The organism is Streptomyces sp. NPDC058401 (assembly GCF_042722885.1).
GTDB lineage: Bacteria > Actinomycetota > Actinomycetes > Streptomycetales > Streptomycetaceae > Streptomyces.
This window is the reverse complement of the sequence record NZ_JBHXKA010000021.1, coordinates 1-25,683: the sequence shown is the minus strand read 5'-3', so window position 1 is coordinate 25,683 and position 25,683 is coordinate 1. Positions and strand designations below refer to the sequence as shown.

Annotated in this window: 19 protein-coding genes and 4 riboswitches; of the genes, 6 read left to right on the top strand and 13 right to left on the bottom strand. The window is 72.6% G+C overall.

The window, feature by feature from the left end:
* Window positions 1-43 precede the first annotated feature (43 nt).
* A complete protein-coding gene (locus tag ACFWNV_RS10710; RefSeq protein ID WP_383943698.1) occupies window positions 44-550 on the top strand; it encodes a cupin domain-containing protein in 507 nt (168 codons plus the stop codon).
* Between the two features lie 25 nt (window positions 551-575).
* On the opposite strand, the gene ACFWNV_RS10705 is transcribed toward ACFWNV_RS10710, so the two are convergent.
* The 6 genes from ACFWNV_RS10705 to ACFWNV_RS10680 all read right to left on the bottom strand — a co-directional run bounded on the left by ACFWNV_RS10705 (window position 576) and on the right by ACFWNV_RS10680 (window position 9,492).
* Window positions 576-1,811 carry an MFS transporter gene (locus ACFWNV_RS10705; protein ID WP_383943695.1) on the bottom strand — a complete coding sequence of 412 codons (1,236 nt, stop codon included), beginning with the start codon at window positions 1,809-1,811 and terminating at the stop codon, window positions 576-578.
* Window positions 1,812-2,066: 255 nt separating this feature from the next.
* Entirely contained in the window at window positions 2,067-2,906 is an 840-nt protein-coding gene (locus ACFWNV_RS10700) for an ECF transporter S component (protein WP_383943691.1), read from the bottom strand.
* On the bottom strand, window positions 2,903-4,564 hold the full coding sequence (locus tag ACFWNV_RS10695) for an ABC transporter ATP-binding protein (protein WP_383943688.1): 1,662 nt from the start codon (window positions 4,562-4,564) through the stop codon (window positions 2,903-2,905). Before ACFWNV_RS10695 ends, ACFWNV_RS10700 begins: the two co-directional genes overlap by 4 nt.
* Complete coding sequence (locus tag ACFWNV_RS10690; RefSeq protein WP_383943686.1) at window positions 4,561-5,757, bottom strand: energy-coupling factor transporter transmembrane component T; 1,197 nt, start codon at window positions 5,755-5,757, stop codon at window positions 4,561-4,563. Before ACFWNV_RS10690 ends, ACFWNV_RS10695 begins: the two co-directional genes overlap by 4 nt.
* Before the next feature lie 4 nt (window positions 5,758-5,761).
* Window positions 5,762-6,700 (bottom strand): hypothetical protein, encoded by a 939-nt coding sequence (locus tag ACFWNV_RS10685; RefSeq protein WP_383943683.1) that lies wholly within the window; start codon window positions 6,698-6,700, stop codon window positions 5,762-5,764.
* Window positions 6,697-9,492 carry a prenyltransferase/squalene oxidase repeat-containing protein gene (locus tag ACFWNV_RS10680; protein WP_383943680.1) on the bottom strand — a complete coding sequence of 932 codons (2,796 nt, stop codon included), beginning with the start codon at window positions 9,490-9,492 and terminating at the stop codon, window positions 6,697-6,699. Before ACFWNV_RS10680 ends, ACFWNV_RS10685 begins: the two co-directional genes overlap by 4 nt.
* Window positions 9,493-9,602: 110 nt before the next feature.
* Window positions 9,603-9,741, bottom strand: a riboswitch (cobalamin riboswitch).
* Window positions 9,742-9,868: 127 nt separating this feature from the next.
* A riboswitch (cobalamin riboswitch) is annotated at window positions 9,869-9,943 on the top strand.
* Window positions 9,944-10,082: 139 nt separating this feature from the next.
* Between ACFWNV_RS10680 and ACFWNV_RS10675 the strand changes: the two genes are divergently transcribed.
* Window positions 10,083-11,495, top strand: coding sequence for a hypothetical protein (locus ACFWNV_RS10675; protein WP_383943677.1), 1,413 nt, complete (start codon window positions 10,083-10,085; stop codon window positions 11,493-11,495).
* A 60-nt stretch (window positions 11,496-11,555) separates the two neighbouring features.
* Here the strand turns inward: ACFWNV_RS10675 and ACFWNV_RS10670 are convergent, their stop codons facing one another.
* The 5 genes from ACFWNV_RS10670 to ACFWNV_RS10650 are packed head-to-tail and all read right to left on the bottom strand — an operon-like array spanning window position 11,556 to window position 16,978.
* The gene (locus ACFWNV_RS10670) at window positions 11,556-12,341 is read right to left on the bottom strand and encodes an enoyl-CoA hydratase (protein ID WP_383943674.1); all 786 of its coding nucleotides are present in this window, start codon (window positions 12,339-12,341) and stop codon (window positions 11,556-11,558) included.
* The gene (mmsB, locus tag ACFWNV_RS10665) at window positions 12,338-13,240 is read right to left on the bottom strand and encodes a 3-hydroxyisobutyrate dehydrogenase (protein WP_383943671.1); all 903 of its coding nucleotides are present in this window, start codon (window positions 13,238-13,240) and stop codon (window positions 12,338-12,340) included. The genes ACFWNV_RS10670 and mmsB overlap by 4 nt, the downstream gene beginning before the upstream one ends.
* Window positions 13,237-14,334 carry an enoyl-CoA hydratase/isomerase family protein gene (locus ACFWNV_RS10660; RefSeq protein WP_383943668.1) on the bottom strand — a complete coding sequence of 366 codons (1,098 nt, stop codon included), beginning with the start codon at window positions 14,332-14,334 and terminating at the stop codon, window positions 13,237-13,239. Before ACFWNV_RS10660 ends, mmsB begins: the two co-directional genes overlap by 4 nt.
* On the bottom strand, window positions 14,331-15,482 hold the full coding sequence (locus ACFWNV_RS10655) for an acyl-CoA dehydrogenase family protein (RefSeq protein ID WP_383943665.1): 1,152 nt from the start codon (window positions 15,480-15,482) through the stop codon (window positions 14,331-14,333). Before ACFWNV_RS10655 ends, ACFWNV_RS10660 begins: the two co-directional genes overlap by 4 nt.
* Window positions 15,479-16,978, bottom strand: a complete 1,500-nt coding sequence (locus ACFWNV_RS10650) for a CoA-acylating methylmalonate-semialdehyde dehydrogenase (RefSeq protein ID WP_383943662.1) — start codon at window positions 16,976-16,978, stop codon at window positions 15,479-15,481. Before ACFWNV_RS10650 ends, ACFWNV_RS10655 begins: the two co-directional genes overlap by 4 nt.
* A 188-nt stretch (window positions 16,979-17,166) precedes the next feature.
* A riboswitch (cobalamin riboswitch) is annotated at window positions 17,167-17,345 on the bottom strand.
* 54 nt (window positions 17,346-17,399) lie between these two features.
* Here ACFWNV_RS10650 and ACFWNV_RS10645 point away from each other — a divergent pair.
* Window positions 17,400-18,317: an ABC transporter substrate-binding protein gene (locus tag ACFWNV_RS10645; protein WP_383943659.1), complete on the top strand. Its 918-nt coding sequence runs from the start codon at window positions 17,400-17,402 to the stop codon at window positions 18,315-18,317.
* A gap of 21 nt (window positions 18,318-18,338) precedes the next feature.
* On the opposite strand, the gene ACFWNV_RS10640 is transcribed toward ACFWNV_RS10645, so the two are convergent.
* Window positions 18,339-19,814, bottom strand: coding sequence for a short-chain fatty acyl-CoA regulator family protein (locus ACFWNV_RS10640; protein WP_383943656.1), 1,476 nt, complete (start codon window positions 19,812-19,814; stop codon window positions 18,339-18,341).
* A gap of 324 nt (window positions 19,815-20,138) precedes the next feature.
* On the opposite strand from ACFWNV_RS10640, the gene aceA reads away from it, so the two are divergent.
* On the top strand, window positions 20,139-21,452 hold the full coding sequence (aceA, locus tag ACFWNV_RS10635; RefSeq protein ID WP_383943653.1) for an isocitrate lyase: 1,314 nt from the start codon (window positions 20,139-20,141) through the stop codon (window positions 21,450-21,452).
* A gap of 29 nt (window positions 21,453-21,481) precedes the next feature.
* A complete protein-coding gene (gene aceB / locus ACFWNV_RS10630) occupies window positions 21,482-23,098 on the top strand; it encodes a malate synthase A (protein ID WP_383943650.1) in 1,617 nt (538 codons plus the stop codon).
* Between the two features lie 220 nt (window positions 23,099-23,318).
* Here the strand turns inward: aceB and ACFWNV_RS10625 are convergent, their stop codons facing one another.
* The gene (locus ACFWNV_RS10625; RefSeq protein WP_383943647.1) at window positions 23,319-23,807 is read right to left on the bottom strand and encodes a DUF4430 domain-containing protein; all 489 of its coding nucleotides are present in this window, start codon (window positions 23,805-23,807) and stop codon (window positions 23,319-23,321) included.
* Between the two features lie 140 nt (window positions 23,808-23,947).
* A riboswitch (cobalamin riboswitch) is annotated at window positions 23,948-24,087 on the bottom strand.
* 240 nt (window positions 24,088-24,327) lie between these two features.
* Here ACFWNV_RS10625 and ACFWNV_RS10620 point away from each other — a divergent pair.
* A complete protein-coding gene (locus ACFWNV_RS10620) occupies window positions 24,328-25,488 on the top strand; it encodes a hypothetical protein (RefSeq protein ID WP_383943644.1) in 1,161 nt (386 codons plus the stop codon).
* The last annotated feature ends 195 nt before the right edge of the window (window positions 25,489-25,683 follow it).

Sequence of the window (25,683 nt, the reverse complement as noted above, 5' to 3'; positions counted from 1 at the left end):
CACCTCTTGACATCCTTTCTGGCACCCCTCTAGCGTCCCGGCCATGAGCGAGCCGCTGACTGCCCCCGGTGAAGGTTTCCACCCGCACCTCCCCGACGCCCCGGACCGTGCGACGGCCCCGCTGCGCACCCGCCTGCACCACGTCCGTGCCGGCTCCCTGGACGGCGACACGGCCCAGAGCGGCGGCATGCGCAGGTTCGCCGCCGTCAGCGGGAAGACCGTGGGCTCCGAGAAGCTCTGGATGGGGCAGACCCACGTGGCGCCCTCGACGGCCTCCTCCGACCACCACCACGGGGAGTCCGAGACCGCCATCTACGTGGTGAGCGGACACCCCGAGTTCGTCTTCATCGACGACACGGGCGAACACCCCGAGGAGGTACGGCTGGTCACGTCCCCCGGGGACTACATCTTCGTCCCGCCGTTCGTCCCCCACCGCGAGGAGAACCCGGACCCCGCCGAAGAAGCCGTGGTCGTGATCGCCCGCAGCACCCAGGAGGCGATCGTCGTCAACCTTCCGCGGCTGTACTCCCTCCCCGCGTCCGAAGGCTGAGGGCCCGGCACGCCGGCTCCCCGGGTCACGCGGGCGGTTCCGCCCGCCGCAGGGAGCGGACCGCCGGGACCGAGAGCAGCACCGCGAAGGTCACCACCGCGACCAGCGTGGACACGTACAGCAGTGTGCGCGCGCCGATGAGATCGGCGACCGGGCCGGCCAGGGCCTGGCCGACGGGGAAGGCGATGAGCGAGCCGGCGACGTCGTAGGCGTAGACCCGGTTCAGCACCGCCGCGGGGACCTGGGACTGGACGCTCGTGGCCCACATGACGCTCCAGAACGCCCAGGCGGCGCCCCCCACCACGAAGCACGCGCACGTCGACCACAGCGGCAGGCCCACGGCGTTGGACAGGGGGAGGACGACCCAGGCGAACATCGCGACCGCGCCGGCGGCCAGCGGACGCTTCGGGCGGAACCGCATGCCGATCAGGCCGCCCAGGACGTTGCCCGCCCCGAACGCCGTCCAGACCAGGCCGAGGCCGGTGGCTCCGTGCTCGTTCGCCACCAGGAGCGTGGTGAGGGGACGCAGCGGGCCGAAGGTCGTGATGCCGTTGACGGCCCAGGCCAGGATGACCACCCACAGCCAGGTCCGGGAGCGGAACTCGTGCCAGCCTTCGAGGAGGTTGCGCCAGGTCGAGGTCTTGCGGTCCGGGGCCGGCGCGGGAGCGAGCCGCAGCAGCAGGAGGCAGACGCCGCTGACGGCGAAGGTCGCCGCGTCGACGGCGAGCACCAGGGCGACGCCGAACACCGCGACCAGTACGGCGGCGACGGTCGGCCCGGCCATCGAGGCGATGGCCTCGGCGACGCGGATGGTGGCATTGGCCCGCTGCAGGTCCTTCGCCACCTGGGGGACCATGCTGGCGACACCCGGCTGGAACGCGGCGGAGGCGGTACCGCTTCCCGCCGCGAGCAGGAGCAGCAGCCAGAGCGGGGCGTGCCCGGTGCCGAACGCGGTCGCGGCTGCGATCTGGAGGCAGCAGCGCGCGGCGTCGGCGCCGATCATCATGCGGCGGGGGGTGAACCGGTCGGCGAGCACCCCGCCGAACAGGATGAGCACGGCGAACGGCAGCATCTGCGCGGCCAGGACGAAGCCCACTCCGGAGGCCCCGTAGCCGAGTTGTACGACGCCGAACATCAGAGCCACCGGCAGCATGGCGTCACCGAGGAGCGAGACCAGCCGGGCGGTGAAGTACAGCCGGAAGTTCTTGGTCCACAGCGGTGGCGCCACCGCTTCGTCGACGGCATCGGTGGTCAGCGTCACGGCTGTTCCCTCTCTCCGGGGCGGGCGCCGGGGCCGCGGCGGGTTGCCTCGGCGCCGGCGGGTGCGTACGGAGATGCTCGGCATCCGGGCCACCGCGTCGTCCGGGCGCAGGTGAACGGATGCCCCCCGATCCGTTCCTTTGCGCCGCACTCGGGCGACCGTTCGGACTGTGCCAGATCGCAGATCGGCCGGGCAACTTGGTTATCGAGGCGCTCGGCGTCGATGCCGGTCGGGCTTCAGGACCCCGGTCGGGCTTCAGGACCCCGGTCGGTCCGGGAGGCTCTGCCCGGCCGGGGGCGTGCGCGGTGCGAAGCGGACGGCGGCCTGGAAGCGGGCCCTGCGGGCGGCCCGGCGGAAGACCGTGAGGACGGCCGGGCCGGCGAGGCAGACGCAGAGGAAGTTGGTGACCGCGCGGCCGGTGTCCCAGCCGAGTGAGGTGGCCAGGTCGAAGGCCAGGTAGCGCTGGAACTGCTCGGTGAAGGGGAGGCCGGGGAGGTAGGCGATGGAACTGTTGGGGTCGAGGGAGAAGGGCCAGAAGGAGAGGTTGAGGAGGAAGCCGAAGAGGTAGCCCGAGACCGATCCGTAGACCGCGAGCATCACGACCTCACGGCGGCCGGTGGCCTTGGGGAGGAAGCCGGCGAGCATGCCGACGAAGGCGCAGCCGAACATCTGGTACGGCATCCAGGGCCCGACCCCGCCGGTGATGAGGGCGGAGGCGAAGAGGGACGTACAGCCCAGGGTGAAGCCGAAACCCGGTCCGTAGACGCGCCCGGCCAGCACGAGGACGAAGAAGACCGTCTCGATGCCGGCGGTGCCCGCGCCGAGGGGACGGATGGCGGCATTGACGGCCGACAGGACGCCCAGCATGGCCAGGGCCTTGGAGTTGATGCCGCCCTCGGCGATCTCCGAGATGACGACGGAGAGCACGATGACGAGCAGGACGCCGAAGATCAGGGGCGGAGCGTAGTTCGAGCCGAACTTCCCAGGTGCGACGAGGAAGGGCCAGAAGAACGCGATGAGCCCGAGGAAGGCCGCCATGGTGATGACGATGCCGGCCCGGGGGCGGATGCGGATGGCCGCGGCGTACGTGTTCACGCGTGCGGGTCCGTTCCGTCGGCGGCGGGGAGCACGGCGGCCAGCTGGTCGACGGTGAGGAAGGGCAGCGGGGCGAGGATCTTCGCGGTCTGCGGGGCGAAGACGGGGGAGGCGACGATGACCTCGGTGGTGGGGCCGTCCGCGACGATGTCCCCCTCGGCCATCACCACGACGCGGTCGGCGGCCCGGGCGACGAACTCGACGTCATGCGTGGAGATCACGACGGCCCTGCCCTCCGCGGCCAGGTCGTCGACGATGCGGATGAGTTCGCTCTTGGCGCGGTAGTCGAGGCCGCGGGTGGGCTCGTCCAGGAGCAGCACCCGCGGGGCGGCGGTCAGCTGGATCGCGAGGACCAGCGCGAGCTTCTGCCCCTCGGAGAGGTCGCGGGGGTGGGTGGCGCCGGGAATGCCGGGCGCGAGCCGGTCCAGGATGGTGCGGGCCCGGATCCCGTCCGCGGGGACACCGGACTCGGCGTCGGCCTGGTCGAGTTCCTGCCGGACCGATTCGAGGTAGAGGAGGTCGGTCGGGGTCTGGGGGACGAGACCGACGAGCTGCCGGGCCCGCGCGGCCGACAGCTTCTGCGGGTCCTGCGGCTTCGTGCCGCCGTCGGGATCGCCGACGGCCACGGTGCCGGCCTTGCGGGGGCCCGAGCCCTGGAGCGCCCAGAGGAGCGAGGACTTGCCGGAGCCGTTGCGGCCCATGAGCGCGGTGACCTCACCGCCGTGGAGCACGAGGTCGACCTCCCGTACGGCCGGGACGCCCTGGTAGGCCACGGTGACCCCGCGCGCGGTGAGGAGTTCGGGATGGGCGGCCGTCGGCGCGGGGCGTACCGGCGGGGGAGTCCGGCCGGCCAGCCGGGCCCGCAAGGGGGCGGCCGCACGCCGGGCGTCGCGGATGGAGAGCGGCAGCGGGGACCAGCCGGCCGTGCGGCCGAGCTCCACGACGGGCGGTGCGATGGACGAGGTACGGAAGATCTCGGCGGGCGTGCCCGATACGACGAGCCCGTCGCCCGGGAGGTGGATCACGCGGTCGGCGTACTGGACCACGCGCTCCAGGCGGTGTTCGGCGAGCAGTACGGTGACGCCGAGGTCGTGGACGAGGCGGGTGACGGCGGCGAGGACCTCCTCGGCGGCCGTGGGGTCCAGGGCCGAGGTGGGCTCGTCGAGGACGAGGACCCGGGGGTGGGCGGTCAGGACGGAGCCGATCGCGACGCGCTGCTGCTGGCCGCCGGACAGCTCGTGCAGGGCGCGGTGGCGCAGGTCGGCGAGGCCGAGGAGATCGAGGGTCTCCTCGACGCGCTTGCGCATGGTGGCCGGCGGGACCGCCAACTGCTCCATCGCGTAGGCGAGTTCCTCCTCGACCGTGTCGGTCACGAACCCGTCCAGCGGGTCCTGTCCCACCACGCCGACCACGTCGGCGAGTTCACGTGGAGGGTGCGCCGCGGTGTTCCGTCCGTCGACCACGACGCTGCCGAAGAGGGTGCCGCCGGTGAAGTGCGGAACGAGGCCGTTGACGGCGCCGAGGAGGGTGGACTTGCCGACCCCCGTGTGGCCGACGACCAGGCACAGTTCGCCCTCCTCCACGGTGAGGTTCACCTCGCGCAGGACCGGTTCGTCCGCGTCGTCGTACTGGACGGTGACCTCGTCGAAGGTGATCACTTGGATTCCTCGGTGCGCTGGGCGGGGACGACCGCGCGGGCGGGCGGGGCCGGGGGCGGGGCCAGGAAGCCGGCGGTACCCGCGAGGAGGATCGCGGCGGCGGGTACGAGCGGCAGGGTGGGCCAACTGAGCGGGTAGATCGAAGGGTTGAGTTCCGCGGCATTGAAGCCGACGTTGGTGAAGAGGAGGACCGCGGAGAGGACCCCGCAGCCGGCCACGGACCATTCGGCCGCGCGCCAGGGGTCCGGCCGGTAGGTGGTCCGGGTGATGCGCCGGCCGCCGAGACGCAGCCCCGCGAAGCACAGCAGGGCGCCGGCCCCCATGCACGGCAGGCCCAGCAGTTTCGGAGCGGTGGCGTCGAGCAGTCCGTACGCCCCGGCGCACAGGCCGCACATGCCGAGCAGCATGAGGGCGCCGGTCAGCCGCCGGGAACGGCGGGTGGCGGTGCCCGCGCGGCCGTAGCCGCGCGAATCCATGGCGGCGGCGAGGCGCAGCGACCGCTCCAGGGCGTCTTCGAGCACCGGTACGACGATGCCCCGCAGGGCGCGCAGCCCCTTGGCGCGGCCGGCCCGCAGCCGCCTGGCCCGGTGCACCCGCTGCACGCTCTGGACGAGTTGGGGCGCGACGCTGATGGACACGGTGACGGCGACGCCCAGTTCGTAGAGGGCGCCGGGCAGGACCCGCAGGGCGCGCTTGGGGTTGGCGAGGGTGTTGGCGGCGCCGATGCAGCACAGCATGCAGGCGAGCCGCAGTCCGTCGGTGGCGGCGGAGAGCAGGGCCTCCAGCGAGACGGGGCCGCCGAGCTGGATCCCCGCGTACCAGTCGGGTGTGGGGATGTGCGGCAGGGAGAAGAGGAAGTGGTCGCGGGGGGTGATGCCGGTGGCGAAGACGGCGCGGAACAGCACCCGGATCGCGACCACGGTGAGGGCCAGGTACAGGTAGTAGGCGAACCCGCGGGCCCAGGGGGCCTCGGTGCGCCGCATGGTGACGACGTAGCCGAGGACGGCGAGGACGAGGAACAGCAGCAGCGGGTTGTTGGTGCGGCTGACGGCGGTGGCCAGGGCGAGGGCCCAGATCCACCAGGCGACCGGATGCAGGGTGCGGGGCAGCCGCCGGCCGCCCGTGTCCGGCGCGACGGCGGACACGGGCGGCACGGGCGGCTTGGCCGCGGCCACGGGGGTGGTGCGGGACACGCGGCTACTCCGTACCACGACGGCGGCGCCGGGCCGCGTACACGGCGGCGCCACCGATCAGGAGCACCAGGGCTCCGGTGGCGACGGCGGGCAGGTACGAGCCCACGTCGTGGGCGGCATCGGCGGCGGGGGCCGCCTCGACGACCCGGGGACCCGGCGCGGACGCGGCGGCCGCCGGCGCGCTCGACGAGGCCGAGGGGGAGGGGGAGGGAGCCGGGGAGGCGCTCTCGGAGGGACTCGGCGAGGCCGGTGGGCTCTCCGGAGCGGTGGGGCCGGGCGTCGGCGTCTGCGGGTCGGGCTCGGGCGGGTTCTCCGGCTTGGGACCCGTGCCGACGGTCGGCGGCACGGGCGCCGCCGTGCGGGTGTCCATGGGCGCGGGTCCGCCGGTCGGCTCGGTGTTCTTGGCCCGGAGCTGGTCGGGGGTGACGGTGGGCTTGCCCTCGGTGCCCTCGATGTCGGTGCCGCCGAAGATCCACAGGTCCACGCTGCCCGGCTCGGGCTTGTAGAGCATGGCGCCGAGCTGGCTGTACTCCCAGGTGTTGCGGCCCGGGTCGGCGTGCCAGTACGACCAGTAGGCGGAGGCGGGAGGCGTCAGCACGCAGTCGTCCTGCTGCGGGGTGGGGAACTGCTTGCCGCCCTGGAAGCCGCTGTACCCGATGCGGCAGATGAAGGCGGGACCGTCGTGGCCGGTGCCGGTGGTGGCCCAGCCGCCCTGGTTGAGGAGCTCGTAACCGGTGGTGGGCGTGGAGCCGCAGGAGCGGTAGACCGGGCCGCCCCAGCGGCTGAAGTCCACGGCGAGGACGGCCCCGGAGGACGTGGTGCACTGCCCGATGGGCAGCGGGGCGGCCCCGGCGGGGGCCGCGGTGGCGGCGAGGGCCGCCACCGTCAGCCCGAGCGCGGCGGCCGTACGCGACAGGGCACGCAGGACGCGGCCGCGGATCACGCCTCGCCCCCGGTGGCCGCGCGGCGGCGCTTCGCGGCGCGGGTCAGGCCCCAGCCGCCGAGGGTCAGCAGCAGGGCCGCCGCGCCGAGCCCGCCGACCTGGGCGCCGGTGGAGGCGAGGCCCCCGCCGTTCCCGCCGGAGCCCGAGCCGCCCCCGCTCTCACCCGGGCTCACGATGACGGGCGAGGAGGAGGAGGGGGAGGGCCGCACCGAGGTGCTGGGCACGGGCTGCGGGCCGGTGCCGCTCATGTCGCGGGTCAGCAGGCCGAAGGAGATGCCGGTGGCGCCGCCGACGGCCTGCGCGGAGGCCCGGACGTCGGAACCGGGCTGGCCGCCCTTGGCGATGGTGAAGCCGCCGTCGCCGTTCTGCTGGGAGACGAGGAACTTGCGGGCCTTGGCGATGCGGTCCGCGTGCTTCGTGCCGTCCAGGGACATCCCCTGCACCGCGAGGGCCGCGGAGTTGACGGAGTTGCCGGATGCGCCGGGGAAACCGCCGTCCTCCTTCTGCTGGGTGGCCAGCCAGGCGACGGCCCGGTCGACGGCCTCCTGCGAGGCGGCGTCGGGGAGCAGGTCGAGGGCCATGGCCGCCATCGCGGTGGAGTCCACCTCGGCCCGGCTGGCCTCGCCGATCAGGCTGGGCCAGGCGCCCGAGGGCTCCTGGAGGCTCTTGAGGTAGGCGATCGGTTCGGCCGCGGCGGCCGTCTCGCCGGCGCGGACCTGGGCGATGACACCGAGGGACTGGGAGAAGACGGAGGTGGCGTAGGCGTAGTTGCCCTTCGCCGCGCACTGCTTGGGGGTGTCGTTCTTCGCCGCGCAGACGCCCTTGGCGAGCGCGGCGAGCAGGTCCTGGCCGCCGAAGTCGCGGGGGTCGCGGCCCACGGCTTCCGCGAGGAGGGCCGTCTTGCCGAGGGAGCCGCCGCCGGCGTACTTGGTGCCGATCAGCGTCCAGTCGTTGATGGTGCGTCCCTTGCCGTCCTTGCCGCCCTTGTCGAGGAAGTCGACGATGCCCCGCAGCGCGGAGTTGTCCTGGCCGGTGGCCGCGAGTGCGTAGGCGCCGTCGATGGTCAGGCCGTAGTCGGCGAAGCCGGTGCCCGGGCCGCTCTCGTAGTAGCGGCCCTGGATCAGACGGCTGTGGTCGGCGAGGTACGCCGAGCCCTTCCGCAGGTCCGGCCCGTCACCGGCCGGAGGGGTGACGGGCGGGGTCACCGGGGGAGTGACCGGCGGCGTGGTGGGCGGCGTCGTCGGCGGGGTGGTCTTCTTCGTGGTCAGCGCCACCAGATCGCTCTTGGCGCCCGCGACGGCGGCCGGGGCGGTCGCGAACAGCCGCGATTCGGTGTCGTCCTCCTCGAAGCCGAAACCGGCCCCCGGGAACTGGTGCCGGGAGAGCCAGGAGACGCCCGCGTCCGCGAAGGCCCCGTCGCCGAGGGCGCGCAGGGCCTGGGCGGCCCAGGCGGTGGAGGCCGGGCTGCCGGTCGTCAGGTACGAGGCGGAGGGCCAAGCACCGGTCGCCAGCTGGGACTTCTTGAGCCAGCCGCGGGCCTTCTGCACGGCCGCGTCGTGACCGCCGGCCCGCTTGAGGGCCAGCGTGATCAGCCCGGTGGAGTTCGCGTCGCTGTCGCACCATTCGCCGGCGCGGATGAGGATGGAGGTGAAGCCGCCGTCCTCGCACTGGAGCCCGGTCAGCCGGTTCACGGCGTCCCCCGGCGGTGTCACGCCTCCGTTCAGCAGGGCGATGACGGCCATGGCCTGGGCCTCGGACTGGCCGGTGGTGCGGAAGTCCCCCCTGGTCAGGCAGCCTTCGATGTTCTCGCCGTCACCGATGTCGCGCGGGCAGACGTACGTCAGCAGGTCGCCGAGCAGGTCGTGACCGCCGAAGGCGCGGGGGTCCTTGCCGGTGGCCTCGGCGACGAGCGCGAGCCGGGCGGCCGCGGTGGCGTCGGGGATCTTGTCCTTGCCGGCCGGGTAGGCGTACGCATCGGTCTGCGCGGGTGCGGCGAGGAAGCCCGCGACCTTCTTGGCCGCCGGGCTCTGCGGATCGCCGGCCTTCAGGGCGAACACGGCCTCGGTGGTGAGGAAATGGTTCGGGGTGGTGGCGCCCTCGTCGACGACGCGCTCCCCGTCCGTCAGCTTCCCGGTGACCCAGCGGGCGGCCGCGGCGACGTCGACCGACCCCGCGGGCACGGTGGGCGGGGCCGTCGGCACGGTCGGATCGGGGGTGGAACCTCCCCCGGCGCGCACGTCGTCCGGGGAGAATCCGGGCCTGCCCGAGGTGCCCCCGACGTCGGTGCCGCCGTAGACCCAGGCGTCCACATCGCCGGGCTGCGGGGTGCGGGACATGGCGCCGAGCGAGCTGTAGGTCCAGCTCTTCTGGCCGGGGGAGGCGGTCCAGTACGACCAGTAGGCGGTGGCCTGCGGGGTGAGGACGCAGTCCTCCTTGGCCGGAGTGGGGTACTGCGTACCGGAGTTGAAGGAGCCGTTGCCTATCCGGCAGATGAATCCGTCACCGTCGTGGACGGTGCCCTCGGTGGTGAAGCCGCCGGTGTGCAGCAGCTCGTAGCCGGTGGTGGGGGTGGTGTCGCAGCCGCGCTCGACCTTGCCGCCGAAGGGGCCGAAGTCCACGGCGACGACGGCGCCGTTGGTGGCCGTGCACTGCTCGATCGGATCGGCGTTCGCGGAGGTGGGAACCGTGAGGAAGGCCACTCCCGCACCGAGCGTCAGGAAGGACGCGGTCACGAGGGAGAGGAACCGCCGTCTCGTTCCCGCACGCCGTTGCGCCTGCTGTTCGGTCCCCACCGCGGCCCTCGTCTCTGCCGGGCGGCCGGGTACGTGGCGATGCGCCCCCGCAGGGCTCATGGGCCATGGGGAGGCTGCGACGACCACACCGCAGTCCGCGACGGCGTTCTTCGTACTTGTGACCCAGCCCCAGGCATTCCGGCTCACCCGGGACGCCCCGGGCCTACGGTTGCGGGTCAGCGCCGGAATTCGACCGGCTTCCCCTGGTACTGAGCAGTTATCAGCCGGAGTGCAACACGGATGTCGGTGACGCGTCAAGGTGGCGTGAGTCTCACGGGGCGCTCACCCGGGCACCGGCGCGGGTCCGGCGGCTGCCCGCCCTCCGGGTGGCTGGCGGAGCCTTGATCACTCCGGTAGCGTCCTGGGCTGCCACGTGGGGGAATCCGGTGCGAAGCCGGAGCTGACGCGCAGCGGTGTGGGACGGCGGGGGCCGTTCCGAGCCCGAATGCCCAAGCGGCGATGCACTACAGGAAGCCGTACCACGCGTTCCGGACGGCGGCCCTCCGACCATGCCCCGGCCGTGCTCGTGTGCGGTGACGTGCGGGCGTGCTCAGGCGGTGGCCGGCGTTCGCCGATTCCAGGAGCAGGCCATGTCCCGTCCCCGTACCTCCCGCCGCCTCGCGCTCGCGGTGCCCGCCGCGCTCGGCGCCCTCGTCCTCACCGCACTGCCCGCCTCCGCGACCTCCAGCCCGGCGCAGATCGCCACGTCCAAGACGAACGGCGTCACCTACCTCAAGTCGCTCCAGGCGGCGGACGGTTCGTACGCCGGGTCCGGGCTGTCCAACGAATGGGCGTTCAGCGCCTTCGCCGCCGCCGGTACGGCCGTCGTCGACGTCTACCCGGGCGGCGACACCACGAAGAACGCCCGCACGGTCTACCGCAACCTGCTCTCCACGGCGGCCTGGCCGCAGGCCTCTCCGGTGGTCACCGACTACGAGCGCGGCACCCTGAACGCCTACGCGGCAGGCATCGACCCGGCCCGCGTCTCGGCCTCGCGCAACCTCGTCGCGAACGTCTACTCCTACTGGCAGACGGCCGAGGCGGGCTACTTCGGCCCGTCCGGAAACTTCAACGGCACGGTCTTCGCGGCCCTTTCGCTGCGCGGGGCCAAGACCCAGGGCGGCGCCCACCGCATCCCGCAGGCGCTCACCGACTCCATGGTCACCCGCATCCGCGCCAACCAGCACGTGGACGGCGGTTGGACCTACAACAAGGCCGAGGGCAACCCCACCGTCCTCAACTCCGCGGGCGACGTCGACATGACGGGCGCCGCGATGGCTGCCCTCTGCGTCTCCGGCGTCCCCAACACGGACGCGGACGTCGTGCAGGCCAAGAACTTCCTCAAGGGCAAGCTGGCCGCCACCACCGGCGCCTTCAACTCCCTGTACGGAGTCAACACCAGCTCCAACGGCTGGGGCGTGGCGGGCCTGAACGCCTGCGGCATCAACCCGCAGACCGGCGACTTCCTCACCGCCAACGGCAAGACCCCGATCGACTTCCTGATCGCCAACCAGTACAACCCGGCGGGCGGATTCAAGTACAAGCCCGCCGACACCTCGCCCTCCGCCTACGCCTCCATCGACGCACTGCGCGCCGTCGTCGGCGGCGGATTCACCACCGCCCCGCCGGCCCCCGTCACCCCGGGTGCCCCGCAGTGGGTCGCCCAGTCGGCCTTCACCGCCGGCACCGCCGCCAAGCTGGCCCTGACCGTCGACGACGGCGCCGGCGGCCTCAAGGTCTGCTCGGTGGCCTTCACCCCGACCGGGACGACCACCACCCTCGGCGACGTGCTGAACGCCGCGACCACCGGCGCCACCCCGTCGGGCTGTGTCGCGGGGGTCACCCCGTCCTCCGGCACCGGCACGATCACCAACGTCAACGGCAAGGCCAACAGCGGCTCCGACACCTGGAAGGTCAGCGTCGACGGCTCGGCCTTCGCCGGCGCCGCCCGCAACAAGGTGATCAACGTGGGCGACACGATCGCCCTGCGCTGGGGCGCCTGATCCCCGCGGGTGCGGGCCCCGGCTCAGCGGGGCCCGCACCCGTTTCGGGCTGTCGGCGGCTCAGCCGTGGGTGAAGTGCGGAGGCCGTTTGTCCACGAAGGCGGACATGCCCTCCTTCTGGTCGGCCGAGGCGAACACCGCGTGGAACAGGCGGCGTTCGAAGCGGACTCCTTCGGCGAGGGTGGTCTCGAAGGAGCGGTTCACGGCCTCCTTGGCCATCATCGCCACCGGCTTCGACATCCCGGCCACGGTCTCGGCCACGGACAGGGCCTCGGCGAGCAGCTCGCCCGCCGGGACGATCCGGGAGACGAGCCCGGCCTGCTCGGCCTCCTCGGCGCCCATGGTGCGGCCCGTCAGGCAGAGTTCCATCGCCTTGGCCTTGCCGACGGCGCGGGTGAGCCGCTGCGAGCCGCCGATGCCGGGGATGACCCCGAGCTTGATCTCGGGCTGCCCGAACCTCGCGGTGTCGGCGGCGAGGAGGATGTCGCAGAGCATCGCCAACTCGCAGCCGCCGCCCAGCGCGTAGCCGGAGACCGCGGCGATCGTCGGCGTACGGACCTGGCCGAGCCGGTCCCAGGCGGTGAACCAGTCGGAGAGGTACATGTCCATGTAGCTCTGCGGCCGCATCTCCTTGATGTCGGCGCCCGCGGCGAAGGCCTTCGCGGAGCCGGTGAGGAGGATGCAGCCGACCTCCGGGTCCCGGTCCAGCTCCTCGGCGGCCGCCACCACCTCGGTCATGACCTTCAGGTTGAGGGCGTTGAGGGCCTCCGGCCGGTTGAGGGTGATGACGGCGACCCGGCCCTTGCGTTCGAGCAGGATGGTCTCGTAGGGCGTACGGGCGGTCATGCGGATGCTCCGTTCTGCGGTCGGAGGGTGCGGACGATCGCGGAGAAGTCCAGCCCGGCGCCCTGTCCCGCGGCGAACGCGGCGTACAGCTCGGCGGCCTTGAGACCCAGCGGCGCGTGCACGCCGCCCGCCCGCAGGGCGTTGGCGGCCAGGCCCAGATCCTTGGCCATGAGGGGTGCGGCGAAGCCGGGCCGGTACTCGCGGTTGGCGGGACTCGTCGGAACCGGGCCGGGGACGGGGCAGTTGACCGTGAGCGCCCAGCACTGGCCGGAGGCGGTGGAGGCGACGTCGTAGAGCGCCTGGTGGTCCAGGCCGAGGCTCTCGGCGAGGACGAAGGCCTCGCTGACACCGATCATCGAGACGGCGAGGATCATGTTGTTGCAGATCTTCGCGGCCTGCCCCGCGCCCGCTGCCCCGCAGTGCACGGCCTTCTTCCCCATGACGTCAAGGAGGGGTTCGGCGGCGGCGAACTCCGCCTCCCCGCCACCCGCCATGAAGGTGAGCGTGCCCGCCTCGGCGCCGACCACCCCGCCGGACACCGGGGCGTCGAGCGCCCGGTGCCCGGCGGCCGTGACGGCCTCGTGCGCGGTGCGGGCATCGGCCACGTCGATCGTGGAGCAGTCGACGAACAAGGTGCCGGGCCGGGCGGCGGCGAGCAGCCCCTCGTCCCGGTACAGGGCGAGGACGTGGCGGCCGGCCGGGAGCATGGTGATCACCACGTCGGCGGGTGCGGCAGCGTCGGCCGCCGATGCGGCCGGTTCGACGCCGGCCGTGGCCGCGGCGGCGAGCTGGTCCGGTACGAGGTCGAAGCCGAGGACGCGGTGGCCGGCCGCGACCAGATTGGCGGCCATGGGACCACCCATGTGTCCGAGTCCGATGAATGCGACGGTACGGGTCACCAGGCGACCTCCGTGGACGATGCGGACGCGGCGAGGCGGAGTTCGCGGTCGCCGAGCGGGGCGAAGAACCGTTCGACGTCGGCCGGGTCCACGGCCTCCAGGACGGCGGGGGACCAGTGCGGGTCGCGGTCCTTGTCGATGACCTGGGCGCGGATGCCCTCGACGAGGTCGGGGGAGGAGAGGGCGGCGAGGGAGACGCGGTACTCCTGCTCCAGGACCCGCTCCAACGGGCCGAGCGCGCGGGCCCGGCGCAGCGCGGCCAGGGTGACCTTGACGGCGGTCGGTGACTTCTTCAGGAGCGTGTCCGCCGCGGCCTTCGCGGCGGGGGCGTCCGATGCGCGCAGCCGCGCGAGGATCTCCTCGACGGTGTCGGCGGCGTAGCAGGGGTCGATCCACGCGCGTGCGGCGTGGAGTTCGCCGGGCGGCGGCTGTTCGACGTACCGCTCCAGTACGGCGTGCACGGACGCGGAGGCCAGGTCGCGGCCCAGGGCGGACAGGGCCGCCGAGGGGACGAAGTGGTCGGCGAGCCCGCACGCCAGGGCGTCCGCCGCACCGACGGCCGAGCCCGTCAGGGCGAGGTGGGTGCCGAGTTCTCCCGGGGCGAGGGCGAGGAGGTAGGTGCCGCCGACGTCCGGGACGAAGCCGATGCCGGTCTCGGGCATGGCGATGCGGGAGCGTTCGGTGACGATGCGGACGCTCCCGTGCGCGGAGATCCCGACGCCGCCGCCCATCACGATGCCGTCCATGAGGGCGACGTAGGGCTTGGGGTAGCGGGCGATGCGGGCGTTGAGCCGGTACTCGTCGCGCCAGAACTCCGCGGAGGCCGCGCCGCCGGTGCGGGCGTCCTCGTGGATCGCGCGGATGTCGCCGCCCGCGCAGAGGCCGCGTTCGCCGGCGCCCTCGATGACGACGGTCTCGATGCCCGGGTCCTGCTCCCAGGCGGTGAGGGCCCGGTCGATGCGCAGGGCCATGGGGTGCGTGAGGGCGTTGAGGACCTTCGGGCGGTTGAGGGTGATGTAGGCCGCGTGGCCTTCGGTGCGCAGGAGGACGTGGTCCGGTTCTTCGGAGGATGCATCGGGGGAGGCGTGGTTCATCGCAGGGTCTCCGTCAGTCCGCGCGCGACGATGACGCGCATGACCTCGTTGGTGCCTTCCAGGATCTGGTGGACGCGCAGGTCGCGCACGATCTTCTCGATGCCGTACTCGCTGAGGTAGCCGTAGCCGCCGTGGAGTTGGAGGGCGCGGTCGGCGACCGCGTACCCGGTGTCGGTGGCGAACCGCTTGGCCATCGCGCACAGGCGCGGGGCCAGCGGATCGCCCGCGTCGAGGGCCTCCGCGGCCTGCCGGAGCAGGGCGCGGGCGGCGGCCAGTTCGGTGGCCATGTCGGCCAGCCGGAACTGGAGGGCCTGCGCGTCGATGAGCCGGCCGCCGAAGGCCTCGCGGTCCGCGAGGTGGGACAGGCTGCGGTCCAGGGCGCTCTGTGCGCCCCCGAGGGAGCAGGCGGCGATGCCGAGGCGCCCGCCGTTGAGGCCGTTCATGGCGATGCGGAAGCCGTCGCCCTCGGCGCCGAGGCGGCGATCGGCGGGGATCCGTACGCCGTCCAGGACGACCTGGCGGGTGGGCTGCGCGTTCCAGCCCATCTTCGCCTCGTTGGGTCCGAACGAGACGCCGGGGTCTTCGCGTTCGACGACGAAGGCCGAGATCCCGCCGGGTCCGGACTCGCCCGTCCGCGCCATGACCACGTAGACGCCGGCGGCTCCGGCGCCGGAGATGAACTGCTTGACGCCGGTCAGGACGTAGTGGTCGCCGTCCCGCTCGGCGCGGGTGCGCAGGGCGGCGGCGTCCGATCCGGCCCCGGGCTCGGTGAGGCAGTAGCTGCCCAGGACCTCGGCCGTGCACAGGGAGGGCAGCCATCGTGCGCGCTGCGCCGGGTCCCCGTAGCGGTCGATCATCCAGGCGACCATGTTGTGGATGGAGAGGTACCCGGCGATGGACGGGCAGCCGGTGGCGAGGGTCTCGAAGACGAGGACCCCGTCGCTCCGGCTGAGCCCGGAACCCCCGTGCTCCTCGCGGACGTAGACCCCGCCGAGCCCCAGCGCGGCGGCCCGGCGCAGGACGTCGACCGGGAAGTGCTTGGTCCGGTCCCACAGGACGGCGTGCGGAGCGAGCTGTTCCTGGGCGAAGTCGAGGGTGACCTCGGCGAGGGCGAGCTGGTCCTCGGTCAGGGTGGCCACCGGGCTCATCCCGTCGTCGGGATGGTGAAGTTCGCGCCCTCCTTGGCCCCGGAGGGCCAGCGCGAGGTCACGGTCTTGGTCCGGGTGTAGAAGCGGATGGAGTCGGGACCGTGCTGGTTCAGGTCGCCGAAGCCGGACCGCTTCCAGCCGCCGAAGGTGTGGTAGGCGACGGGGATGGGGATCGGCACGTTGACGCCGACCATGCCGACGCCCACCCGGCGGGTGAAATCGCGGGCGGTGTCGCCGTCCCGGGTGAAGATGGCCACGCCGTTGCCGTACGGGTGCTCCGTGGGCAGGCGCAGCGCCTCCTCGTAGTCGGCGGCCCGTACGACGCTCAGCACCGGGCCGAAGATCTCCTCGCGGTAGATCCGCATCTGTGGGGTGACGCGGTCGAAGAGGCTGGGACCGGTGAAGTAGCCGTTCTCGTGCCCGGGCAGGGTGAACCCCCGTCCGTCCACCACGAGTTCGGCGCCCTCGACCGTCCCGATGCCGACGTAGCGCTCCACCCGGTCCAGTGCGTCGCGGCTGACCAGCGGCCCGAAGTCCGCCTCGGGATCGTCGGAGCGGCCGACGCGCAGGGTGCCCATGCGCTCCTTCAACCTGGCGACCAGCGCATCGGCGGTCTCCTCGCCGACGGGTACGGCGACGGAGACGGCCATGCAGCGTTCCCCGGCCGAGCCGTATCCGGCGCCGATCAGCGCGTCGACGGCCTGGTCCAGGTCGGCGTCGGGCATCACGACCATGTGGTTCTTGGCCCCGCCGAAGCACTGGGCGCGCTTGCCGTGAGCGGCGGCGGTGGCGTAGACGTACGCGGCGATCGGGGTCGATCCGACGAAGCCGAGGGCCTGCACGCGGGGGTCTTCGAGGAGGGTGTCGACGGCTTCCTTGCCGCCGTTGACGACATTGAGCACGCCGGCCGGCAGGCCCGCCTCCAGGAACAGCTCGGCCAGCCGCAGCGGTACGGACGGGTCGCGTTCGGAGGGCTTCAGGATGAAGGAGTTTCCGCAGGCCAGGGCGGGGGCGGCCTGCCAGAGGGGGATCATGGCGGGGAAGTTGAAGGGGGTGATCCCGGCGACGACGCCCAGCGGCGAGCGCAGCGAGTGCACGTCGATGCCCGTGCTCGCGTTGTCGGTGAACTCCCCCTTGAGCAGGTGCGGGATCCCGGCGGCGAACTCGACCACCTCCAGGCCGCGTTGCAGGTCACCATGGGCGTCGGCCACGGTCTTGCCGTGCTCGGCGGACAGCAGCCGGGCGAGCGACTCCCGCTCCCCTTCGACCAGTTGGAGGAAGCGCAGCAGGACGCGGGCCCGACGCTGCGGGTTCCACTGCGCCCAGTCCACCTGCGCTTCCTGGGCGTTGGTGATGGCGGCCTCGGTGTCGGCGCGCCCGGCGAGCGGGACGCGGGCCTGCACCGCTCCGGTGTTGGGGTCGTACACGTCGGCGAAGAGGCCGGACGCGCCGGTGGTGTGGTTTCCGCCGATGAAATGGGTGAGTTCGCGGACCATGGATGCCTGCTCTCGTCAGGTTGGATCCGGGATGGCACGACGTGACCGCGGACGGACCCGGTGGGGGTGCGCCGCGAGGGAAACGTCGTGGGACTACGAGCGCGCGGAAAGGGTGTGCGCGTGCTCCGCCAGATCACCAGGGTCGTGGGTACAAACCGGTGCCATGCGTGTCTGCTCCATCCTCGTGGACAACACGGAACATCCGCGGCCGGTATCCTGACTCCCGGATCACCGCGCGGCGCCCGCCTTCCCGACAGCCCTCGTCGGTGGCGTGTGGATGGCAGCACACTCCCCGGTCACAGTGGCGGGACCGTGCCGGTTTTTCACCGGCTTCCCTGCACCGCGGACCTTATGGGCACGAACATATAGTTGGACGTCCTAGTAAGTCCAGACCCGCCGCCCGCGCGCCTACAGTCGGTGCATGCGCATCGTCTCCCTGCTCCCGGCGGCCACCGACATCGTGGCGGAGCTCGGTCTCGCCGCCGACCTGGTCGGACGCACCCACGAATGCGACTGGCCGCCCGCGGCGGTCGCCTCCGTACCCGTGGTCACCCGGGCCGAGTTCGCCGCCGAGGAGCTCAGCAGCCGGGAGATCTCCGAAGCCGTGGGCGGGGCCGCCCACTCCGGCTCCTCCCTCTACACCCTGGACACCGCGGCGCTCGCCGCCCTCGCCCCGGACCTCGTCCTCACCCAGGACCTGTGCGACGTCTGCGCCGTGTCCTACGAGGGAGTCTCGCGCGCGGTGCGCGTACTCCACGGTGGAGCCCGCGTGCTCAGCCTGGAGCCGCGCACCCTGGACGACGTACTGGACTGCCTGGTCACCGTCGGGGACCTGCTCGGCGTACGGGAGCGGGCGGAACGCCGGCGGACGGAACTGCGCGCCCGGCTCGACGAGGTGCGCGGGCTGACGGCGGGGCGGGCCCGGCCCCGGGTCGTGGCCGTCGAATGGCTCGACCCGCTGTGGCCCGCCGGCCACTGGGTGCCCGAACAGATCACGTGTGCCGGGGGCGAACCGCTGCTCGCGGCGCCGGGGGAGCACACGAAGCCGATGACCTGGGAAGCGGTCCGTGCCGCCCGCCCCGACGTGCTCCTGCTCCTGCCCTGCGGCTTCCCGCCCGAGCGCACGCTCCGCGAACGGGACCTGCTGACCTCCCTTCCCGGCTGGCACGAGCTCCCCGCCGTACGGGCGGGGGAGGTCTGGGTCCTGGACGGGCCCGCCTACTTCAACCGCCCCGGGCCCAGAGTGGTGCGCGGAGCCGAGGTGCTCGCCCATGTCCTGCACGGGGTTCGGGCGGGTGAGCCCGTGACCACGGCCGAGGCCCGCCGCATGGAGGAGTGAGCGGCGGGGCCGCGGCCGTGGTCAGTCGCGGGCGGGGGCGGGGCCGTGGGCAGGGACGGGGGCAGGGACGGGGACGGAGCCGCGGTCGGGGGCAGGGGCGGGAGGGCCCACCACCGGGTACGGGACGAAGGTGCTGCTGTTCTCGTCCACGGCCAGGGCCCGGCCGAGCGGCGGGACCGCCCGCTGGGGACAGTCGAGGCGTTCGCAGAGGCGGCAGCCCATGCCGATGGGGGTCGCCGCCGACCTGTTGTCGAGGTCGAGCCCGTCCGCGTACACGAGCCGGGAGGCGTGCCGGATCTCGCAACCCAGGCCGATGGCGAAGGTCTTGCCGGGCTCGCCCCAGCCGCCGCGGTGCCGGGTGACGGCGCGGGCCGTCCACAGGTACCGCTGCCCGTCCGGCATGGCCGCGACCTGTACGTGGATGCGGCCGGGCGCCGCGAAGGCCTCGTACACGTTCCACAGCGGGCAGGTGCCGCCCGCGCGGGAGAAGTGGAACCCGGTGGCGGACTGCCGCTTGGACATGTTCCCGGCGCGGTCGACCCGGACGAAGGAGAAGGGCACACCGCGCAGCCTGGAACGTTGCAGGGTGCTCAGGCGATGACAGACCGTCTCGTAGCCGATGCCGAAGTGGTCGGTGAGCCGCTCGATGTCGTACCGGAACTCCTCCGCCGCGGTGTGGAAAGCCGTGTACGGGAGGATCAGGGCGGCCGCGAAGTAGTTCGCGATGCCGATCCGCGCCAGGGCGTGCGTGGGGGAGCCGGGCGGGAAGTCCTCGGTGGCCAGCCGGTCGAGTCCGTCCCCGTACTCGACCAGGGCGAGCTGGGTGGCCATCCGGAAGGCCTGCTGGCCCGGGCGGAGCCGGTTCGACAGGTGGAGCACCCGCGCGGCGGTGTCGTAGTGGTGCAGCCGGTCGGAGTCCGCGCAGATGCGGATCCCGTGGCGGTCGGCGAGCCGCTGGGTCAGTGCGCGGATGACGTCCCCGGGGCGGATGCCGATCGCGCGGGCCAACTCCTCGGCGGCGAGGTCGGCTTCGTGGAGGTAGTTCTGCCGCCGGTAGAAGAACTCGCGGATCTCCTCGTGGGGCGAACGCGGAGCCTCCTCCACCGAATCGCGCCCGTCGGCGGCGTCGGCGAGCCGCTCCGCCAGCAGCTGGCTCCGGCGGCCGAGGTCCAGCAGCACCGAGGCCACGGCCGGCATCCGGGTGGCCAGCTCCGCCAGGTCCGAAGGGGACACCCGGGCCTCGGCCACCTGCTCGGCGAGGGCCTCGCGCAGGTCGGCCACCATGCGGCTGGTGTCACGCTCCGAGAAGAAGCCGGGATCCACCCCGAACGCCTCGGTCAGCCGCAGCAGTACCGGGACGGTGAGCGGGCGCGAATCGTGCTCCATCTGGTTGAGGTAGCTGGGTGAAATGCCCAGGACCCGGGCCAGATCGGCCTGGGTCATGCGGCGCTCCTCGCGCAGCCTGCGCAGCCGCGTTCCCGCGTACGTCTTGCTCACCGGACTCCTCCACCGTCGGACGGGCCCCGTCAGCATAGAAGGCCTTCGCTCGCTCCGGGCCTTCGCAACCTTGGCAGATCCGGCCTCGAAGATTCGCAGACCTTGGCAGTCGTCCCACCTTGATGGCACCCAGTGCCAATGCCAGAGTCGGTCCTGCACCCAGCCGGAACCGCAGCCAGGAACCGGTGTGGGGGAACGAACTCCGGATCGCCGATTCATGCCCTGATATCGGCGATCCGGTCACACTCAGGCACTTGGTGCCAGTGATCGGGTTCGTGCGCGGCGCATTGGCAAGACAAGCGACGGATGAAAACGGTGACGGTCATGGCAGAGGCGAACACGAAGACGACGAAGACGACGAAGACGACGACGGCGGCGGCCGAGCAGCTGCGCCGGCGGTGGGCGGACGACCCGCGGTGGGCGGGCATCGAGCGGACCTACACCGCCGAGGACGTGGTCCGGCTGGCGGGCAGCGTGCGCGAGGAGCACACCCTGGCCCGGCGGGGCGCGGAGCGCCTGTGGCGACAGCTCCACGAGCAGGACTACATCCACGCACTGGGCGCCCTGACCGGCGGCCAGGCCGTCCAGCAGGTACGGGCCGGCCTGCAGGCGATCTACCTGTCCGGCTGGCAGGTGGCCGCCGACGCCAACCAGGCCGGGCACACCTACCCCGACCAGAGCCTCTACCCGGTCAACTCCGTTCCCCAGGTGGTCCGCCGGATCAACAACGCGCTGCTGCGCGCCGACCAGATCGCCACCGCCGAAGGCGGCCACGACCGTACGGACTGGCTGGCGCCGATCGTCGCGGACGCCGAGGCCGGCTTCGGCGGACCGCTGAACGCCTTCGAACTGACCAAGGCGATGATCGCGGCCGGCGCCGCCGGCATCCACTACGAGGACCAGCTCGCCTCGGAGAAGAAGTGCGGCCACCTCGGCGGCAAGGTCCTCGTCCCGACCGCGCAGCACATCCGCACCCTCAACGCGGCACGCCTCGCCGCCGACATCGCCGACACGCCGACCCTGATCATCGCCCGCACCGACGCCCTGGCGGCGAACCTGATCACCAGCGACGTCGACGAGCGCGACGCCCCGTTCGTGACCGGCGAGCGCACGGCCGAGGGCTTCCACCGCGTGCGGAACGGCATGGCACCGGTGATCGCCCGCGGTCTCGCCTACGCCCCGTACGCCGACCTGATCTGGGTCGAGACCGGCACCCCGGACCTCGCCCAGGCCCGCGAGTTCGCCGAGGCGATCCACGCGCGGTACCCGGACCGGATGCTGGCCTACAACTGCTCGCCGTCCTTCAACTGGAAGGCCGCGCTGGACGACGACCAGATCGCCAAGTTCCAGCGCGAGCTGGGCGCGATGGGCTACCGCTTCCAGTTCATCACCCTGGCAGGCTTCCACTCCCTCAACCACGGCATGTTCGACCTGGCCCGCGGCTACGCCGAGCACGGCATGACCGCCTACGTGGACCTGCAGGAGCGGGAGTTCGCCGCCCAGGCCCAGGGCTTCACCGCGGTCAGGCACCAGCGCGAGGTCGGCACGGGCTACTTCGACCTCGTCTCCACCGCCGTCAACCCCGCCTCCTCCACGACCGCACTCGCCGGCTCCACCGAGGAAGAGCAGTTCCACTGAGCCCGCCCCACGCCGAGGAGAAGATCCGCATGTCACTCAAGCCCCTGATCAGAAGCGTCCAGGTCCTCGGTGTGCCGGGCGAGCGGCACGAGGAGATCCTGACGCCCCCGGCCCTGGAGTTCATCGGCCGGCTCGACGCGGCGTTCGCCGACCGGCGCCTGGACATCCTCAAGGAGCGGCGCCGCCGCTCCGCCCACCTGGCCGACGGGAAGCAGCTCGTCTTCCCCCTCGCCACACGAGCCGTCCGGGACGACCCCCACTGGCGCGTCGCGCCCCGGGCTCCAGGGCTCACCGACCGCCGGGTGGAGATCACCGGGCCGCCCGAACGCCGTATGACGGTCAACGCCCTGAACTCCGGCGCCCGCGTGTGGATGGCGGACTTCGAAGACGCCACCGCGCCCACCTGGGACAACGTCATAGGCGGCCAGCTGAACCTGCTCGACGCCATCGAGCGGCGCATCGACTTCACCACGGCGCAGGGCAAGGAGTACCGCCTCGGCGAGAACCTCGCCACGATCATGGTCCGCCCGCGCGGCTGGCACCTCACCGAGGAGCACCTGGAGATCGACGGCCGGCCCGTCCCGGCCTCGCTCGTCGACTTCGGCCTGTACTTCTTCCACTGCGCCCAGCGGCAGATCGACGCCGGACACGGCCCGTACTTCTACCTCCCCAAGCTGGAGAACGCGTACGAAGCACGGCTGTGGAACGACGTGTTCGTCCTCGCCCAGGACCTGCTCGGCATACCGCGCGGCACCGTACGGGCCACCGTCCTGATCGAGACGGTCACGGCCGCCTTCGAGATGGAGGAGATCCTCCACGAACTGCGCGAACACAGCGCCGGCTTGAACGCGGGCCGCTGGGACTACCTCTTCAGCCTCATCAAGACCTTCGGCCACCGCACCGACTTCCAGCTCCCCGACCGGGCCGCCGTCACCATGACGGCCCCCTTCATGCGGGCCTACACCGACCTGCTCGTCCGCACCTGCCACCGGCGCGGAGCCCACGCCATCGGCGGCATGGCGGCCCAGGTCCCGAGCAAGGACACCGCGGCCGACTCCGCCGCGCTCGCAGGCGTCCGCCTCGACAAGGAGCGGGAGGCGGAGGACGGGTTCGACGGATCCTGGGTGGCCCATCCCGGGCTCGTCCCCGTCTGCCGCGCGGTCTTCGACAACGTCCTGGGGGACCGGCCGCACCAGCTGGACCGGACGCGCGAGGACATCGACGTCACGGCCGCCGACCTGCTGTCCGTCCGCCGGATCGCCGCTCCGCCGACCGCGGAGGGCGTCCGCTCCAACGTGGCCGTGGCGCTGCGCTACTTCGACGCCTGGCTGCGCGGCAGCGGGGCCGTGGCCCTGAACGGCCTGATGGAGGACGCCGCGACCGCCGAGATCGCCCGCGTCCAGATCTGGCAGTGGCTCCGCCACGACCGCGTGGACCGGGGCACGGTCATCGACCTCCTCGACGCCGAATGCGCGGCCCTGGAGGCCGAGGACCCGCGGGCACGCCCCCTCGAAGCCAGGGAGATCTTCGTGAACACCGCCCTCTCGGTGCGACTCCCGGCCTTCTTCACCCCCGAGGCCTACACCCGCCACCTCGTCCGCCACCTCGTCCGCCGCACCTCCCACGCCCTGCGGGTGACAGCGTGAACGCCCCCGTAGCGACCCCGCTGCTCCGGCGGATGGTGCAGGCGGGGCTGCTGGGCCGCAAGACCGGCTGCGGGTTCCACATGTACGGCCGGGTCTGAGGGGCCCGGCAGACCTCCGGCCATGAGGGTGCGCCGGAGGCGACCAGGGACGGTGGGGGTGTGGCGAGTGGTGTCGCCGCACCCCCACCGTGCGTGCCGGTCACGGCACTGGAAGCCGCCTGCTAGAAGGAGGTCCAGGTGTAGGTGACCTGGTCGCCGGCCTTCAGCTTGAACTGGCAGCCGCCGACCGGGGTCGGCGTGCCGTTGACGGAGATGCTCCAGTAGGCGACGCCGCCACCGCTGACGTTCTTGATCGTGTCCACCGAGAAGTCGCTGAACGAGGCGTACCAGGCGCCGTCCCAGGTGAAGTGCTTCTTCTTCGCGGCGTCGTCCAGCGCGGCCGTCGGCGTGGGCACGGCGCTCGGGTTGGCGCCGCCGTTCGTCCCGTCGCACGGGTGCGTCCCGCCGGTGGGGGTGGTCACGTCGTGCCCCTTGGTCTTTATCTTCCCCTTGAACAGCAGGCCGCCCGGGCCCTGCACCGTGAGGCTGACCTTGACCGGGGCGTTCGTGTGCGGTGCCGGCTTGGCGTGGGCGACGGCGGGCGCGGTGGCGAGCGCGAGCCCCAGGGCGGCCGTCGTGACGAGGGAGCGACGGACGAGGTTCGGGCGCATGGGTTGCCTTTCGGGCAGGGCCGGCGCAGCCGGGCCCCTCCGCTGCGGCATCGCCCTGCAGCACCGTTCCCCGATGCGGCGGGAACAGGCTGTGGCGAGTCGGCGACTCAAGGCTCCGCGCTGCAGTCCGTGACAGTGGGAGGCGGTACGAGCCGCATGGCGGGCTATCCGACTCGGGGCGCGCAGGCGCCCCACACGGTTGCAGGTCAGCGCCGGATTCACACCGGCTTCCCCCTGGCCACACGGCAATTCAGTTGTCACCCGGTCCGACCGGGCACACGCATCGTACGGTCGCGACAACGTGCTGACCAGTGGCGGCTTTCGGGCGTTCCCGGCGGACTCGCCGACTCGCCGCCCCGCTGTCCCGTCCCCGTGGCTGCGCGCCGCGAGCGCGCCGGTCCGGCGATACACGCCCCCGTATATCGAGTGAATACGGGCTGTGGATCGCCCGTTCCTACTGTTCGGTTCATGCCCCGGCCACACACGGCGGGGGCGGAAACGGGCAGGGAAGGGACGCGAGATGCAGACGGCGGAGCGGGACGCGACGAGCGCGGAGACACCCCGGGGGAACGCGGTCCGGGCAGTGCCGGACGTCCACCTGAGCGAGGCCCACCTGGCCGCGGCACGAACCGTGCTGGACGAAGCGGTGGGCCGGGACAACGTCCGGCTCGCCTTCGTCAGCGGATCGCTGGCCGCGGGCCTGGGCCACGGCCTGTCGGACATCGACCTCTACGTGGCGACGACCGACGACGCCCCCCGCCCCGAAGTGTCGTACGAACGCGACGGGTTCGTCGTCCAGCTGACGCCGGTGTCACACGCGGAGCTCGACCGCATCGTGCGGATCTGCCGCGGCTACACCGACACCGCGACCGACCGGTGGCAGACCGGTCTGAGCGATGTGGAGCTCCAGCGCGCCGTGCGGTTCTCGATCGGCACCGTGCTGGCCGACAACGGCAGCGGCGTGCCGGAAGCCGAGCAGGCCCGGTCGACGATCCGGCGGGTCCTCATGAACCGCAGCGCCTACCAGCTCAACAGCTACGCCGAGGACGCGCTGGGGGCACTGCAGGTGGGCGACACGCTCACGGCGCTGCAGACCTCGCTGATCGCGGTGGAGCTCTCCCTGGAGTGCGTCCTGAGCGGCGTCGGCGACGTGTACCTGGGCCGCAAGTTCCACCTGCGGCGCGCGGCCCGCTCCGCGGCGCTGGGCGAGGTACTGGACGACGTGTGGGAGTCCCTGCGCCAGCCCGCCGACCTGGCCTGCGCGCAGACCGCCCGGCAGATCGTGGTCCGCCGGCTGCTGCTGGTCTCGCACCTCGTGGCCCACGCCCTCCTCGGCGGCTGGGACGCCCCGCTCGAACGGGTCCCCGGGTTCACCGACCGCCGTGCCGCGGGCGGTCCGGTGCGCAGCCCCTGGGTGACCCCCGTTCGCTTCTGCGACTCGTGGGGGATGTCCGGCCCGGACATCGGCTACCGCGTGACGGAGGCCATGGTGCGCGTGTGGGCGGCCCTGGACGGGCGCTCCCGCGAAGAGCTGTTCACCACGGTGCAGGACACCTTCCCCCAGGCCGTTCCCCAAGAACTCCTCGACGCCGCGGTGACGCGGCTCGTCGAGAGCGGTGCCGCCGTATCCGACGGCGCATCGATCCGGATCGAGAACAAGGAAGGAGGTGTCCGACTGTGAAGAACCTGCTCGAGATCGTCGTCGACAAGTCGTTCGCGGCGCACCGCGTCAGCTGAAGTCCCTGACACACCGCGCATTGCGCGTCCCGAGACATCGGAAGGGAGGTGTCCGACTGTGAAGAACCTGCTCGAGATCGTCGTCGACAAGTCGTTCGCGGCGCACCGCGTCAGCTGAAGTCCCTGACACACCGCGCAT